The organism is Lysinibacillus sp. NPDC056232, from assembly GCF_042267565.1.
Lineage (GTDB): Bacteria > Bacillota > Bacilli > Bacillales_A > Planococcaceae > Lysinibacillus.
Genome location: NZ_JBHJTF010000013.1, coordinates 7,812 through 21,514, shown reverse-complemented (window position 1 = coordinate 21,514; position 13,703 = coordinate 7,812). Strand labels below are relative to the sequence as shown.

The following is a 13,703-nucleotide window of genomic DNA, read 5'->3' as shown; positions in this document are numbered from 1 at the left end:
TCGTGGAGAATGTCTAGAAAATAGGCGAGAAGGAGGGAAAATAATGGCAAAACAAAAGATTCGTATTCGTTTAAAAGCGTATGATCACCGTATTTTAGATCAGTCTGCTGAAAAAATTGTGGAAACTGCAAAACGTTCAGGTGCAAGTGTATCAGGTCCGATTCCACTTCCAACTGAGAAGTCTGTGTACACGATTCTTCGTGCTGTTCACAAGTATAAAGATTCTCGTGAACAATTCGAAATGCGTACGCATAAACGTCTGATCGATATCGTTAACCCAACACCACAAACTGTTGATGCGTTAATGAAACTTGATTTACCATCTGGCGTTGATATCGAAATCAAACTTTAATGGTAAAAAATATAACTTTTTAAAACTTACAGGAGGTGTGACAAATGGCTAAAGGAATCTTAGGTAGAAAAATTGGTATGACACAAGTTTTCGCTGAAAACGGCGATTTAATCCCGGTAACAGTTATCGAAGCTACTCCAAACGTAGTACTTCAAAAGAAAGCTGTTGAAACAGACGGCTACGAAGCGATCCAAGTTGGTTTCGAAGACAAGCGTGTTAAGCTTTCTAACAAACCAGAACAAGGTCACGTAGCAAAAGCGAACACTGCTCCTAAGCGCTTCATTCGTGAATTCCGCAATGTGAACGTGGAAGAATACGAAGTTGGTCAAGAAGTCAAAGTAGAAATTTTCGCAGAAGGCGATGTAATTGATGTAACAGGTGTTACTAAAGGTAAAGGTTTCCAAGGTGTAATTAAACGCCATGGTCAATCTCGTGGTCCTATGGCCCACGGTTCTCGTTACCACCGTCGTCCTGGTTCAATGGGTCCAGTTGCTCCGAACCGCGTATTCAAACAAAAGAAATTACCTGGTCAAATGGGTGGCACTGTAGTTACAATCCAAAACTTAGAAATCGTGAAAGTTGATGCGGAACGTAACTTACTACTTGTTAAAGGTAATGTTCCTGGTTCTAAAAAAGCTCTTGTTACAGTTAAAACTGCAATTAAAGCTAAGTAATCACCTAAGGAAAGGAGGAAACAGGAATGACAAAAGTATCTATACTTAGTCAAACAGGTGCTTCAGTTGGTGAAATCGAATTAAACGATGCGATTTTTGGAATCGAGCCAAATGAAGCAGTATTATTCGACGCTGTAGTAGCACAACGCGCTTCTCTTCGTCAAGGTAATCACAAAGTTAAAAATCGTTCTGAAGTTGCCGGTGGTGGTCGTAAACCATGGCGTCAAAAAGGAACTGGTCGTGCTCGTCAAGGTTCTATCCGTTCTCCACAATGGCGCGGTGGTGGTGTCGTATTCGGCCCAACTCCACGTAGCTATTCTTACAAATTACCGAAAAAAGTTCGTCGCTTAGCTCTTAAATCTGCTTTATCAGCTAAAGTAGTAGAACAGAACTTCTTAGTTCTTGATGCTCTTTCACTAGCAGCACCAAAAACAAAAGAATTCACAAAAATCCTTAAAGATCTTTCTTTAGAGAAAAAATCTTTATTCGTAACTGCTGACCTAGATGAAAACGTAGCATTATCTGCTCGTAACATCCCTGGTGTAACAGTTTTAACTGCAAACGGAATCAATGTTCTTGATCTATTAGGTCATGATAAAGTTGTATTCACTAAGTCTGCAGTAGAAAAAGTTGAGGAGGTGCTTGGATAATGGAAGCACGTGATATTTTAAAACGTCCGGTCATTACTGAGCGTTCTTCAGAACTTATGGCAGAGAAAAAGTATACTTTCGAAGTAGACACTCGCGCTAACAAGACTCAAGTAAAAGACGCTGTAGAAGAAATCTTTGGTGTAACAGTTGAGAAAGTAAACGTTCTTAACTACAAAGGTAAATTCAAACGCGTTGGCCGTTATGGTGGTTACACTAACAAACGTCGTAAAGCGATTGTTAAATTAACTGCTGATAGCAAAGAAATTGAATTATTCGAAATGTAATCCTTAATGGATTTATGATTTGAACACTTAAGAAGGAGGGAATACACAATGGCGATTAAAAAGTATAAACCTACCTCTAATGGTCGTCGTAATATGACGTCTTTAGACTTTGCGGAAATTACAACTAACAAGCCTGAGAAATCATTGCTTGAACCAACTAAACGCAAAGCTGGTCGTAACAACCAAGGTAAAATCACTGTTCGTCATCATGGTGGTGGTCATAAGAAGCAATACCGTGTTATCGATTTCAAACGTGTGAAAGATGGCATTCCGGCAAAAGTTGCTACTATTGAATATGATCCAAACCGTTCTGCGAATATCGCATTAATCAACTACGCTGATGGAGCAAAAGCTTACATCTTAGCACCAAAAGGTCTAGAGGTTGGTCAAACAATCGTATCTGGTCCAGATGCTGATATTAAAGTAGGTAACACATTACCATTAGCAAACATTCCAATGGGTACTACAATCCATAACATCGAGTTAAAACCTGGTAAAGGTGGACAATTAGTACGTTCTGCCGGTACTTCTGCTCAAGTACTTGGTCGTGAAGATAAATACGTAATCGTTCGTCTACAATCTGGTGAAGTACGTTTAGTTCTAGCTACTTGCCGTGCAACAATCGGTCAAGTTGGTAACGAACAACACGAACTTGTACACATCGGTAAAGCAGGTCGTAGCCGTTGGTTAGGTAAACGCCCAACAGTTCGTGGTTCTGTAATGAACCCTAACGATCACCCACACGGCGGTGGTGAAGGACGTTCTCCAATCGGACGTAAATCACCAATGACTCCTTGGGGTAAACCAGCACTTGGTTACAAAACTCGCAAGAAGAAAAACAAATCGGATAAATTCATCATCCGTAGTCGTAAAAAATAAAGTGGTTAAACTACGGTTCTATGTGAGAGCCGTGGTGGAATCACGAAGGGAGGTTCCTACATGGGTCGCAGCTTGAAAAAAGGACCTTTTGTTGATGGTCACTTAATGAAAAAAGTGGAAGCACAAGAGGCTTCTGAGAAAAAACAAGTTATTAAAACTTGGTCACGCCGTTCTACAATTTTCCCGACATTCATCGGTTTAACTATTGCTGTTTATGATGGACGTAAACACGTTCCTGTATACGTAACAGAAGATATGGTAGGCCACAAACTTGGTGAGTTCGCACCGACACGCGCTTACAAAGGTCACGGTGCAGACGACAAGAAAACAAGACGCTAATTTTGAGAGGAGGTAAATCCTAATGACACAAGCTAAAGCTATCGCTCGTACTGTTCGCATTGCTCCGCGTAAAGTCCGTCTAGTTGTAGACTTAATCCGAGGCAAGCAAGTTGGTGAGGCAGTTGCAATTTTACGTCATACTCCAAAAGCGGCGTCTCCAGTCGTTGAAAAAGTATTAAAATCTGCAGTTGCTAACGCTGAGCATAACTACGATCTTGACATCAACTCTTTAGTAGTTTCTGAAGTATTCGTTGATGAAGGTCCAACATTAAAACGTTTCCGTCCACGTGCACAAGGACGTGCAAGCGCAATTAACAAACGCACAAGCCACATTACTCTAGTGGTATCTGAGAAGAAGGAGGGTTAATCCATGGGTCAAAAAGTACATCCAATAGGACTGCGCGTTGGTATTATTCGTGACTGGGAGTCAAAATGGTACGCTGAAAAAGACTATGCAACTCTACTTCACGAAGACATCAAAGTGCGTAAATATATTGAAACGGCTCTTAAAGACGCTTCTGTTTCTAAAGTAGAAATCGAACGCGCTGCAAACCGTGTAAACATTACAATTCACACTGCGAAACCAGGTATGGTAATCGGTAAAGGTGGTTCTGAAGTTGAGAATCTTCGTAAATACCTTAGTGATTTAACTGGTAAACGTGTACACATCAACATTATCGAAATCAAACGTGCTGATCTTGACGCTCGTCTAGTAGCTGAAAACATCGCTCGTCAATTAGAAAACCGTGTATCATTCCGTCGTGCGCAAAAGCAAGCGATCCAACGCACAATTCGTGCTGGTGCAAAAGGAATTAAAACACAAGTATCTGGTCGTTTAGGTGGCGCTGATATCGCGCGTGCTGAACACTATAGTGAAGGAACTGTTCCACTTCATACTCTACGTGCTGACATCGACTATGCACACGCAGAAGCTGACACTACTTACGGTAAATTAGGCGTTAAAGTATGGATCTACCGTGGTGAAGTTCTTCCTACGAAGAAATCTGTGGAAGGAGGCAAATAATATGTTATTGCCTAAACGCGTAAAATACCGTCGTGAACACCGCGGAAACATGCGTGGCGAAGCGAAAGGCGGTAAAGAAGTATCTTTCGGCGAATGGGGCTTACAAGCTCAAACAGCTAGTTGGATTACTAACCGTCAAATCGAATCTGCACGTATCGCGATGACTCGTTACATGAAACGTGGCGGTAAAGTTTGGATTAAAATCTTCCCGCACAAACCTTACACTAAAAAACCTCTAGAAGTCCGCATGGGTTCTGGTAAAGGTTCTCCTGAAGGTTGGGTTGCAGTAGTAAAACCAGGAAAAGTAATGTTCGAAATCGCTGGTGTATCTGAAGAGATCGCACGTGAAGCACTTCGTTTAGCATCACATAAGCTTCCTGTTAAATGTAAGATCGTAAAACGTCAAGAAACTGGTGGTGAATCTAATGAAAGCTAATGAAATCCGTGACCTTGCCACTTCTGAATTAGAATTGAAAGTGAAATCACTGAAAGAAGAGCTTTTCAACCTTCGCTTCCAATTGGCGACTGGTCAATTAGAAAACACAGCTCGTATTCGTGAAGTGCGTAAAGCAATCGCGCGTATGAAAACTGTTATTCGTGAAAGAGAAATCAGTGCAAATAACTGATAAAGGAGGTTTTCAAGTATGACTGAGCGTAATCAACGCAAAGTTTACACGGGCCGCGTTGTTTCAGATAAAATGGACAAAACTATTTCTGTTTTAGTTGAAACTCACAAAAAGCACAAGCTTTATGGTAAACGTGTAAAATACTCAAAAAAGTTTAAGACTCATGATGAGTTAAACACAGCGAAAATCGGTGATATCGTACGTATCATGGAAACTCGCCCGCTATCAGCTACTAAACGTTTCCGTCTAGTTGAAGTTGTAGAAAAAGCGGTTATTATTTAATAACTATTTCGGAACAACCAATTTCCGAAGGGAGGTAACCTAAGTGATCCAACAAGAAAGTCGTATGAAAGTTGCTGACAACTCAGGTGCACGTGAAGTTCTTACAATTAAAGTCCTTGGTGGCTCTGGCCGTAAAACTGCTAACATCGGTGATGTTGTTGTTTGTACAGTTAAGAAAGCAACACCAGGTGGCGTTGTTAAGAAGGGTGACGTTGTTAAAGCTGTTATCGTTCGTACTAAATCAGGCGTACGTCGTAAAGATGGTACGTACATCAAATTTGATGAAAATGCTTGTGTAATTATTCGTGATGATAAATCACCACGCGGAACTCGTATTTTCGGACCTGTTGCACGTGAATTACGTGACAGCAACTTCATGAAAATCGTTTCTCTAGCTCCAGAAGTTCTTTAATTTCATGATAGTGCCAATCAAGGAGGTGCGACAGCATGCATGTAAAAAAAGGTGACAAGGTTAAGGTTATCACTGGTAAGGACAAAGGCAAAGAAGGCGTTATCCTTGCTTCTTACCCTAGACAAGATCGCGTTCTTGTTGAAGGTGTGAACATCGTGAAAAAACACGTAAAACCTAACCAATTGAATCCACAAGGTGGAATTGTAAGCCAAGAGGCTGCAATTCACGTTTCGAACGTAATGCTTATCGATCCTAAATCTGGCGAGCCGACTCGTGTAGGTTATAAAATCGAAAACGGTAAAAAAGTTCGTGTTGCAAAAAAATCAGGTGCAGTAATCGACTAATTTCTATAAAAGAAGGGAGGTACACAAATGAGCCGCCTAAAAGAAAAATATTTAAATGAAGTTTCAACTGCTCTTATGAGCAAGTTTGGATATAAATCAGTTATGCAATTGCCGAAAGTTGACAAAATCGTTATCAACATGGGTGTTGGTGATGCAGTTCAAAACTCAAAAGCATTAGATGCAGCTGTAGAAGAATTAACAATTATCACTGGTCAAAAACCAGTTGTAACTAAAGCGAAAAAATCGATCGCAGGTTTCCGTCTACGTGAAGGTATGCCAATCGGTGCTAAAGTTACATTACGCGGTGAGCGTATGTATGAATTCTTGGACAAATTAATCTCAATTTCACTACCTCGTGTACGTGACTTCCGCGGTGTTTCTAAAAAAGCATTCGACGGTCGCGGTAACTACACTTTAGGTGTTAAAGAGCAATTAATTTTCCCAGAAATCGATTACGATAAAGTTTCAAAAGTACGCGGTATGGACATCGTGATCGTAACGACAGCGAATTCTGATGAAGAAGCTCGCGAGTTATTGACACAATTCGGTATGCCGTTCCAAAAGTAATTAAACAAGGAGGGCGAAAACGTGGCTAAAAAATCTATGATCGTTAAACAACAACGTAAGCAAAAGTTTAAAGTGCAAGAATATACACGTTGTGAACGCTGTGGCCGTCCACACTCTGTATATCGTAAATTTAAACTTTGCCGTATTTGTTTCCGAGAACTTGCATATAAGGGACAAATTCCTGGCGTGAAAAAAGCCAGCTGGTAATCCCCTAATTTGGGAAGGAGGTAAATGTAATGACAATGACTGATCCGATTGCAGATATGCTTACTCGCATTCGTAATGCGAACATGGTTCGTCACGAGAAGTTAGAAGTACCAGCTTCCAACGTGAAAAAAGAAATCGCTGAAATTTTAAAGCGTGAAGGTTTCGTACGTGACGTAGAATACGTGGAAGACAACAAGCAAGGTATTATCCGTATTTTCTTAAAATACGGTAAAGATAACGAACGCGTTATCACTGGCTTAAAACGTATTTCTAAACCTGGTCTACGAGTATATGCAAAAACAAATGAAGTGCCTAAAGTACTGAACGGTCTTGGTATCGCTTTAGTGTCAACTTCACAAGGTTTATTAACAGATAAAGAAGCTCGCGCTAAACAAGTTGGCGGCGAAGTTTTAGCATACGTTTGGTAATTAGCAATAAATGAATGGAGGTGCAACTAAATGTCTCGTGTAGGTAAAAAAATTATCGAGGTACCAGCTAACGTAACTGTTACTGTTGCAGCTGACAACTCAGTTACCGTTAAAGGTCCTAAGGGCGAACTTGTTCGTTCTTTCCACCAAGATATGAAAATTGAGCAAGAAGGTAATGCGATTTCTGTATCTCGTCCTTCTGACTCAAAAGAACACCGCACAAACCACGGTACAACTCGTGCGCTATTAGCGAACATGGTTACTGGTGTTTCTGCAGGTTTCGAAAAATCATTAGAACTAATCGGTGTAGGTTACCGTGCGCAATTACAAGGTAAAAAACTTGTTCTTAACGTAGGTTATTCACATCCAGTTGAGTTCACACCTGAAGATGGTCTAGAAGTTGAAGTTCCTTCTAACACTAAGATCATCGTTAAAGGTATTAGCAAAGAACGCGTTGGTGCTCTTGCATCTAACATCCGTGACGTGCGTCCACCAGAGCCTTACAAAGGTAAAGGGATCCGTTATGAAGGCGAATATGTTCGTCGTAAAGAAGGTAAAACAGGTAAATAATGCTGCTTAAGCATTAGAAAGGAGTGACCCTTGTGATTACGAAACAAGATAAAAATCAGGTTCGTAAAAAACGTCATGCACGCGTACGTTCTAAAATTTCGGGTACTGCTGAGCGTCCACGCTTAAACGTATTCCGTTCAAACAAGAACATTTACGCTCAACTTATCGATGACGTAGCAGGCGTAACAATTGTTAGCGCATCTTCTCAAGAAAATGATTTTGAAGCTGCTGGTAGCAATGTTGATGCTGCAACTAAAGTCGGTGAAACAATCGCAAAACGCGCTACGGAAAAAAATATTACTGCTGTAGTATTTGACCGTGGTGGTTACTTATATCATGGACGTGTAAAAGCTTTAGCTGAAGCTGCACGTGAGAACGGTTTAGAATTTTAATAAAAAGGAGGGACACATTTCATGAGTCGAATTGACGCAAACAAACTTGGAGAACTTGAAGAACGCGTAGTTACTATTAACCGTGTTGCTAAAGTTGTTAAAGGTGGACGTCGCTTCCGCTTCACAGCATTAGTTGTTGTTGGCGATAAAAACGGTCACGTTGGATTCGGTACTGGTAAAGCTCAAGAGGTGCCAGATGCTATCCGTAAAGCTGTTGAAGATGCGAAGAAAAACTTAATCGAAGTGCCACGCGTAGGTGGAACAACTCCACACTTAGTGCAAGGTCGCTTTGGTGCAGGAGAAATCCTAATTAAACCTGCTGCTCCTGGTACAGGGGTTATCGCTGGTGGTCCAGTACGTGCCGTACTAGAGCTTGCTGGTATTACTGATATTCTTTCAAAATCTCTTGGAACTAACACACCAATCAATATGGTGCGTGCAACTATTCAAGGTTTAACTGAATTAAAACGCGTAGAGGACGTAGCTAAATTACGTGGTAAATCAGTGGAAGAAATATTAGGATAAGGGGGGAAAGATAATGGCTAACAAATTAGAAATCACCCTTACAAAATCTGTGATTGGTTCTAAACCAGCACAACGCAAAACTATTGAAGCATTAGGTTTACGTAAATTAAACCAAACTGTTGAGAAAGCTGACAATGCAGCAACTCGCGGTATGATTGATGTAGTAGCGCACTTAGTTACTGTAAAAGAAAACTAATTTTTAATTAACGAACAAGGAGGTGCCATCCAATATGAAACTTCATGAGTTAAAACCAGCAGAAGGTTCCCGTAAAGTACGTAACCGCGTAGGTCGCGGTATCGGTTCTGGTAACGGTAAAACTGCAGGTAGAGGTCATAAAGGTCAAAACTCTCGTTCTGGCGGCGGTGTACGCCCAGGATTCGAAGGTGGTCAAAACCCTTTATTCCGTCGTTTACCGAAACGCGGCTTTACTAACATTAACCGTAAAGAGTACGCGATCGTTAATCTTGACACATTAAACCGTTTTGAAGATGGTGCAGAAGTAACAACTGCATTATTACTTGAATCAGGTTTAGTGAGCAATGAAAAAGCTGGAATTAAAGTTCTTGGAAACGGAACTCTTAACAAAAAGCTTACAGTAAAAGCTCATAAATTCTCAGCTTCGGCTAAAGAAGCAATTGAAAATGCCGGCGGAACTACTGAGGTGATTTAATGTTTCAGACAATCTCTAACTTTATGCGTGTTCGAGATATACGAAATAAAATCATTTTCACTCTTTTAATGTTAATCGTTTTCCGTATTGGTACGTTTGTACCAGTACCAAACGTTGACGCTAATGTATTAAAGGCAACTGATGAGTTCAATCTCGTTGGTTTCCTAAATACTTTTGGCGGTGGTGCTTTGAAAAACTTCTCTATCTTTGCGATGGGAATTATGCCTTACATCACTGCTTCAATCATTGTTCAGTTATTGCAAATGGACGTAGTACCGAAATTTGCAGAGTGGGCAAAGCAAGGTGAAGTCGGAAGACGAAAACTTGCTCAATTTACTCGTTACTTTACAATTATTCTTGCTTTTATCCAATCATTCGCAATGTCATTTGGTTTTAACAGAATGTACGGCGGATCATTGATTAAAGAAGAAGGAATTTTAACATATGTTATAATTTCTATTGTATTAACGGCGGGTACAGCATTCCTAGTATGGCTTGCTGATCAAATTACTGCGCATGGTGTTGGGAATGGTATTTCTGTTGTAATTTTCGCAGGTATCGTTGCGGCATTACCGAATGGCATTAACCAAATCTATGCACAGCAAATCGAGGGTGCTGGTGATAAGTTATTTATCAATCTAGTGATTCTTGGTTTACTTGTTTTAGTTTTGCTTGCAGTTGTTGTTGGAGTTATCTATGTGCAACAAGCACTACGTAAAATTCCAATTCAATATGCAAAACGAGTTACTGGACGCAATCAACAAACAGGTTCTCAACAAACGCATTTACCGTTAAAAGTAAATGCTGCAGGGGTTATTCCGGTAATCTTTGCATCAGCGTTTCTGATGACACCTCGTACGTTAGTTCCGTTCTTTGGTGATGGTGCTGTATCAACATTTATTAATAACACGTTTGATTATACAAAACCTGTTGGAATGATTGTTTACGTTGCCTTGATCATCGCGTTCACATATTTCTATGCATTCATACAAGTGAATCCAGAAAATGTGGCAGATAACTTGAAAAAGCAAGGTGCTTACATTCCAGGTATTCGTCCTGGTGAAAGTACTCAAACGTATTTAACAAGCGTGTTATATCGTCTGACATTTGTCGGTGCGATTTTCTTAACTGTTATATCAGTAATGCCGATTATAATCATAAACTTTATGAATCTACCTGCCACAGTGCAAATCGGTGGTACTAGTATAATTATCGTAGTCGGCGTTGCGCTCGAAACGATGAAACAGCTAGAATCTCAACTTGTTAAACGTCACTACAAAGGCTTTATGAAATAATGTTGGTTTTTAGGGAACGTTTCATCGTTTCCTGAAATCAGCAAACCTTTTGTGGGAGGAATATTTCCGTATGAATATCGTTTTAATGGGTCTGCCAGGTGCTGGTAAAGGTACTCAGGCAGATAAAATCGTTGAGAAGTACGCGATTCCTCATATTTCTACAGGCGATATGTTCCGTGCTGCTATTAAAGATGGTACAGAACTAGGCTTGCAAGCTAAATCGTTCATGGATCAAGGTGCTCTAGTACCTGATGAAGTAACGATTGGTATTGTTCGCGAGCGACTTGCTAAACATGATTGTGAAAAGGGCTTCTTATTAGATGGATTCCCACGTACTGTTCCTCAAGCTGAAGCTTTAGACAGCATCCTTGCTGATCTTGGTAAAGCTATTGAACATACAATTAACATCCAAGTTGAAAAAGATGAGCTAGTTGCTCGTCTCTCAGGTCGTCGTATTTGTAAAACTTGTGGTACATCGTATCATCTAATTTTCAATCCTCCAGCTGAGGAAGGAAAATGTGATAAAGATGGTGGCGAGCTTTACACACGTGCGGATGATAATCCTGAAACGGTTGCAAACCGTCTGGAAGTAAATATGAAACAAGCACAACCTTTACTGAACTACTATGACGTAAAAGGTGTGTTAACAAATATAGATGGACAGCAAGATATTAACAATGTGTTTGCTGATCTTGATGCTCTTTTACAGGGCAGCCGCAGCTGATACCCGGCTCCGGGCGCAGAATACTGCTTCCGCGGGAGGCATGCGGGAGCAACAACGAAACATAATTTTTTTTTTGAGAGTTGCAAAAGCATATTGTGCCCGGTATATATTTCTTTTAAAAAGTGCAACATGACTTTTGGAAGAGTATAATGGGTTTCGTGGAAGCATCTGTGTAACGGGTATGAATATCTCATCAAAGACATTCCGGTATTCGTGTAAACATGGGAGGTTCAGTGCCCTTAATGGTTCTGTGTATTCCGTGGATTGTGTGAAGCGAAACCAGACGAGCGTCTTTCAAACATCTCTCATACAATCCAAACATATGTTGAAACGAGGTTGCTTCTATAGTTGCAGCAGATATCCGTTTGATGTAACGATGAGAACTTTAATTTGCATATAGAGAGGAGACAGAGTAGATGGCGAAAGATGATGTAATTGAAGTCGAAGGGACAGTCGTTGAGACTTTGCCAAACGCGATGTTTAAGGTAGAATTAGAAAATGGACATGTGATTCTAGCACACGTATCTGGTAAGATTCGTATGCACTTTATCCGTATTCTACCTGGAGATAAGGTTACTATCGAGTTATCTCCTTATGATTTAACTCGCGGTCGTATCACATACCGTTTTAAATAATCTTTTGCGCTCCGGACTACTAAGGAGGTTAGGTTAGATGAAAGTGAGACCATCTGTGAAACCGATCTGCGAAAAATGTAAAGTAATTCGCCGACGCGGTAAAGTAATGGTAATCTGTGAAAATCCTAAACACAAACAAAAACAAGGGTAATTCTAAAGGAGGTGCACAACGTACATGGCACGTATTGCTGGTGTTGACATTCCTCGCGACAAACGCGTGGTAATTTCATTAACTTACATTTACGGTATTGGTAAAACTACAGCTCAGAAAGTATTAGCTGACGCAGGTATTTCAGAAGATACACGCGTACGCGACTTAACTGAAGATGAGTTAAACAAAATCCGTGAACAATTAGACTCATACAAACTTGAAGGTGACTTACGTCGCGAAACTTCATTAAATATTAAACGTCTGATGGAAATCGGTTCATTCCGTGGTATCCGTCACCGTCGTGGTTTACCTGTTCGTGGTCAAAATACGAAGAACAATGCGCGTACGCGTAAAGGTCCTCGTAAAACAGTTGCGAACAAGAAAAAATAATAAGTAAAGGAGGTTCCTTCTTAACATGGCTCGTAAACAACAAACTCGTAAACGTCGTGTGAAAAAGAATATCGAATCTGGTATCGCACACATTCGTTCTACATTTAACAATACAATCGTAACGATTACAGATATGCAAGGTAACGCTGTATCTTGGTCAAGTGCTGGTTCTCTTGGTTTCCGTGGTTCACGTAAATCTACACCATTCGCTGCTCAAATGGCTGCAGAAACTGCTGCTAAAGCATCCCTTGAACATGGTCTGAAAACGTTGGAAGTAACTGTTAAAGGTCCTGGTGCTGGTCGTGAAGCTGCAATTCGTGCACTTCAAGCTGCTGGTTTAGATGTAACTGCTATTAAAGACGTTACTCCAGTTCCTCATAATGGTTGCCGTCCGCCAAAACGTCGTCGCGTGTAATGGGTGCGTCTCATATTGTATGAGAACATCATTTTTTGTACAGACTGTCTTGTGCAGATAATAAACGATACGTCAATGACGATCGAATCTATGATGGAAAGAACCTATACATTCGATGTTTTGAAGGAGGGTAAATAAAATGATCGAAATTGAAAAACCAAAGATTGAAACGGTGGAGATCAGCGAAGATTCCAAATATGGAAAGTTTGTTGTAGAACCGCTTGAACGCGGATATGGAAACACTTTGGGTAATTCTTTACGTCGTATCCTTCTGTCTTCATTACCAGGAGCTGCTGTCACTTCAATTCAAATTGACGGTGTTCTTCACGAATTCTCAACTGTAGAAGGCGTTGTAGAGGATGTAGCTTCAATTATTTTGAACGTGAAAAAACTAGCTCTTAAAATCTACTCTGACGAAGAAAAAGTTATTGAGATTGATGTAAAAGGCGATGGTACAGTTACAGCTGCTGACATTACACATGACAGTGATGTAGAAATTTTAAACCCGGATCTATATATTGCAACAATCGCTAAAAACGGTCATTTACGTATGCGTATGTACGCTCAACGCGGCCGTGGTTACACTCCTGCTGATCAAAACAAACGTGAGGATCTTCCTATCGGCGTGATCCCGATCGACTCTATTTACACTCCAGTATCACGCGTCAATTTCCAAGTGGAAAATACTCGTGTAGGTCAGTCTTCTGACTACGATAAACTTTCTCTTGATGTGTGGACAGATGGTAGCATCGGTCCGAAAGAGGCGATTTCGCTCGGAGCAAAAATTTTAACCGAGCATCTAAACATCTTCGTGGGCATGACAGATGAGGCACAAACTGCTGAAATCATGGTCGAAAAAGAAGAAGA

At 40.6% G+C, this 13,703-nt stretch carries 27 protein-coding genes and 2 pseudogenes (1 of these 29 only partly in view); all 29 read left to right on the top strand.

Annotated elements, in window-relative coordinates; translation table 11 throughout:
- Window positions 1-43 precede the first annotated feature (43 nt).
- Window positions 44-352: a 30S ribosomal protein S10 gene (rpsJ, locus tag ACFCYJ_RS11835; protein WP_004233624.1), complete on the top strand. Its 309-nt coding sequence runs from the start codon at window positions 44-46 to the stop codon at window positions 350-352.
- Between the two features lie 44 nt (window positions 353-396).
- Complete coding sequence (gene rplC / locus ACFCYJ_RS11830) at window positions 397-1,026, top strand: 50S ribosomal protein L3 (protein ID WP_376074147.1); 630 nt, start codon at window positions 397-399, stop codon at window positions 1,024-1,026.
- Window positions 1,027-1,052: 26 nt separating this feature from the next.
- Complete coding sequence (gene rplD, locus ACFCYJ_RS11825) at window positions 1,053-1,676, top strand: 50S ribosomal protein L4 (RefSeq protein ID WP_376074146.1); 624 nt, start codon at window positions 1,053-1,055, stop codon at window positions 1,674-1,676.
- Entirely contained in the window at window positions 1,676-1,960 is a 285-nt protein-coding gene (gene rplW / locus ACFCYJ_RS11820; protein WP_053482811.1) for a 50S ribosomal protein L23, read from the top strand. The genes rplD and rplW overlap by 1 nt, the downstream gene beginning before the upstream one ends.
- A gap of 48 nt (window positions 1,961-2,008) precedes the next feature.
- Window positions 2,009-2,839, top strand: a complete 831-nt coding sequence (rplB, locus tag ACFCYJ_RS11815) for a 50S ribosomal protein L2 (RefSeq protein ID WP_049662846.1) — start codon at window positions 2,009-2,011, stop codon at window positions 2,837-2,839.
- A 60-nt stretch (window positions 2,840-2,899) separates the two neighbouring features.
- Window positions 2,900-3,178, top strand: coding sequence for a 30S ribosomal protein S19 (gene rpsS, locus ACFCYJ_RS11810; RefSeq protein ID WP_376074145.1), 279 nt, complete (start codon window positions 2,900-2,902; stop codon window positions 3,176-3,178).
- A gap of 22 nt (window positions 3,179-3,200) precedes the next feature.
- Window positions 3,201-3,545, top strand: coding sequence for a 50S ribosomal protein L22 (gene rplV / locus ACFCYJ_RS11805; protein ID WP_004233639.1), 345 nt, complete (start codon window positions 3,201-3,203; stop codon window positions 3,543-3,545).
- 3 nt (window positions 3,546-3,548) lie between these two features.
- A complete protein-coding gene (gene rpsC / locus ACFCYJ_RS11800) occupies window positions 3,549-4,202 on the top strand; it encodes a 30S ribosomal protein S3 (RefSeq protein WP_049662850.1) in 654 nt (217 codons plus the stop codon).
- Window position 4,203: 1 nt separating this feature from the next.
- Entirely contained in the window at window positions 4,204-4,638 is a 435-nt protein-coding gene (gene rplP / locus ACFCYJ_RS11795) for a 50S ribosomal protein L16 (protein ID WP_010860599.1), read from the top strand.
- The gene (gene rpmC / locus ACFCYJ_RS11790) at window positions 4,628-4,828 is read left to right on the top strand and encodes a 50S ribosomal protein L29 (RefSeq protein WP_049662852.1); all 201 of its coding nucleotides are present in this window, start codon (window positions 4,628-4,630) and stop codon (window positions 4,826-4,828) included. Before rplP ends, rpmC begins: the two co-directional genes overlap by 11 nt.
- 18 nt (window positions 4,829-4,846) lie before the next feature.
- Window positions 4,847-5,110, top strand: a complete 264-nt coding sequence (gene rpsQ, locus ACFCYJ_RS11785) for a 30S ribosomal protein S17 (protein WP_049662854.1) — start codon at window positions 4,847-4,849, stop codon at window positions 5,108-5,110.
- Between the two features lie 43 nt (window positions 5,111-5,153).
- Window positions 5,154-5,522: a 50S ribosomal protein L14 gene (gene rplN / locus ACFCYJ_RS11780; protein WP_376074144.1), complete on the top strand. Its 369-nt coding sequence runs from the start codon at window positions 5,154-5,156 to the stop codon at window positions 5,520-5,522.
- Window positions 5,523-5,557: 35 nt separating this feature from the next.
- Window positions 5,558-5,866, top strand: a complete 309-nt coding sequence (gene rplX / locus ACFCYJ_RS11775) for a 50S ribosomal protein L24 (RefSeq protein ID WP_079562363.1) — start codon at window positions 5,558-5,560, stop codon at window positions 5,864-5,866.
- 27 nt (window positions 5,867-5,893) lie between these two features.
- A complete protein-coding gene (gene rplE, locus ACFCYJ_RS11770; protein ID WP_079562362.1) occupies window positions 5,894-6,433 on the top strand; it encodes a 50S ribosomal protein L5 in 540 nt (179 codons plus the stop codon).
- A gap of 21 nt (window positions 6,434-6,454) precedes the next feature.
- On the top strand, window positions 6,455-6,640 hold the full coding sequence (locus ACFCYJ_RS11765) for a type Z 30S ribosomal protein S14 (protein WP_004233656.1): 186 nt from the start codon (window positions 6,455-6,457) through the stop codon (window positions 6,638-6,640).
- Between the two features lie 29 nt (window positions 6,641-6,669).
- Complete coding sequence (rpsH, locus tag ACFCYJ_RS11760; protein ID WP_008181717.1) at window positions 6,670-7,068, top strand: 30S ribosomal protein S8; 399 nt, start codon at window positions 6,670-6,672, stop codon at window positions 7,066-7,068.
- Window positions 7,069-7,098: 30 nt separating this feature from the next.
- A complete protein-coding gene (rplF, locus tag ACFCYJ_RS11755) occupies window positions 7,099-7,638 on the top strand; it encodes a 50S ribosomal protein L6 (RefSeq protein ID WP_376074143.1) in 540 nt (179 codons plus the stop codon).
- A 32-nt stretch (window positions 7,639-7,670) separates the two neighbouring features.
- On the top strand, window positions 7,671-8,030 hold the full coding sequence (rplR, locus tag ACFCYJ_RS11750) for a 50S ribosomal protein L18 (protein ID WP_376074142.1): 360 nt from the start codon (window positions 7,671-7,673) through the stop codon (window positions 8,028-8,030).
- Window positions 8,031-8,051: 21 nt separating this feature from the next.
- Window positions 8,052-8,555 (top strand): 30S ribosomal protein S5, encoded by a 504-nt coding sequence (rpsE, locus tag ACFCYJ_RS11745; RefSeq protein WP_053482806.1) that lies wholly within the window; start codon window positions 8,052-8,054, stop codon window positions 8,553-8,555.
- Between the two features lie 13 nt (window positions 8,556-8,568).
- Window positions 8,569-8,751, top strand: coding sequence for a 50S ribosomal protein L30 (rpmD, locus tag ACFCYJ_RS11740; RefSeq protein WP_049662869.1), 183 nt, complete (start codon window positions 8,569-8,571; stop codon window positions 8,749-8,751).
- Between the two features lie 34 nt (window positions 8,752-8,785).
- Window positions 8,786-9,226, top strand: coding sequence for a 50S ribosomal protein L15 (gene rplO, locus ACFCYJ_RS11735; RefSeq protein WP_079562360.1), 441 nt, complete (start codon window positions 8,786-8,788; stop codon window positions 9,224-9,226).
- Window positions 9,226-10,521: a preprotein translocase subunit SecY gene (gene secY / locus ACFCYJ_RS11730; protein WP_376074141.1), complete on the top strand. Its 1,296-nt coding sequence runs from the start codon at window positions 9,226-9,228 to the stop codon at window positions 10,519-10,521. Before rplO ends, secY begins: the two co-directional genes overlap by 1 nt.
- A gap of 70 nt (window positions 10,522-10,591) precedes the next feature.
- Window positions 10,592-11,245, top strand: a complete 654-nt coding sequence (locus ACFCYJ_RS11725; protein ID WP_376074140.1) for an adenylate kinase — start codon at window positions 10,592-10,594, stop codon at window positions 11,243-11,245.
- Window positions 11,246-11,497: 252 nt separating this feature from the next.
- A pseudogene (locus ACFCYJ_RS11720) lies at window positions 11,498-11,575 on the top strand (type I methionyl aminopeptidase); the annotation flags it as partial.
- Window positions 11,576-11,661: 86 nt separating this feature from the next.
- Window positions 11,662-11,880 carry a translation initiation factor IF-1 gene (gene infA, locus ACFCYJ_RS11715; RefSeq protein ID WP_004233690.1) on the top strand — a complete coding sequence of 73 codons (219 nt, stop codon included), beginning with the start codon at window positions 11,662-11,664 and terminating at the stop codon, window positions 11,878-11,880.
- Window positions 11,881-11,917: 37 nt separating this feature from the next.
- The gene (rpmJ, locus tag ACFCYJ_RS11710; RefSeq protein ID WP_000868344.1) at window positions 11,918-12,031 is read left to right on the top strand and encodes a 50S ribosomal protein L36; all 114 of its coding nucleotides are present in this window, start codon (window positions 11,918-11,920) and stop codon (window positions 12,029-12,031) included.
- A 24-nt stretch (window positions 12,032-12,055) separates the two neighbouring features.
- The gene (rpsM, locus tag ACFCYJ_RS11705) at window positions 12,056-12,421 is read left to right on the top strand and encodes a 30S ribosomal protein S13 (RefSeq protein ID WP_049662875.1); all 366 of its coding nucleotides are present in this window, start codon (window positions 12,056-12,058) and stop codon (window positions 12,419-12,421) included.
- Window positions 12,422-12,446: 25 nt separating this feature from the next.
- The gene (gene rpsK / locus ACFCYJ_RS11700) at window positions 12,447-12,836 is read left to right on the top strand and encodes a 30S ribosomal protein S11 (protein ID WP_049662876.1); all 390 of its coding nucleotides are present in this window, start codon (window positions 12,447-12,449) and stop codon (window positions 12,834-12,836) included.
- Between the two features lie 139 nt (window positions 12,837-12,975).
- A pseudogene (locus ACFCYJ_RS11695) lies at window positions 12,976-13,703 on the top strand (DNA-directed RNA polymerase subunit alpha); it runs 181 nt beyond the window's last position.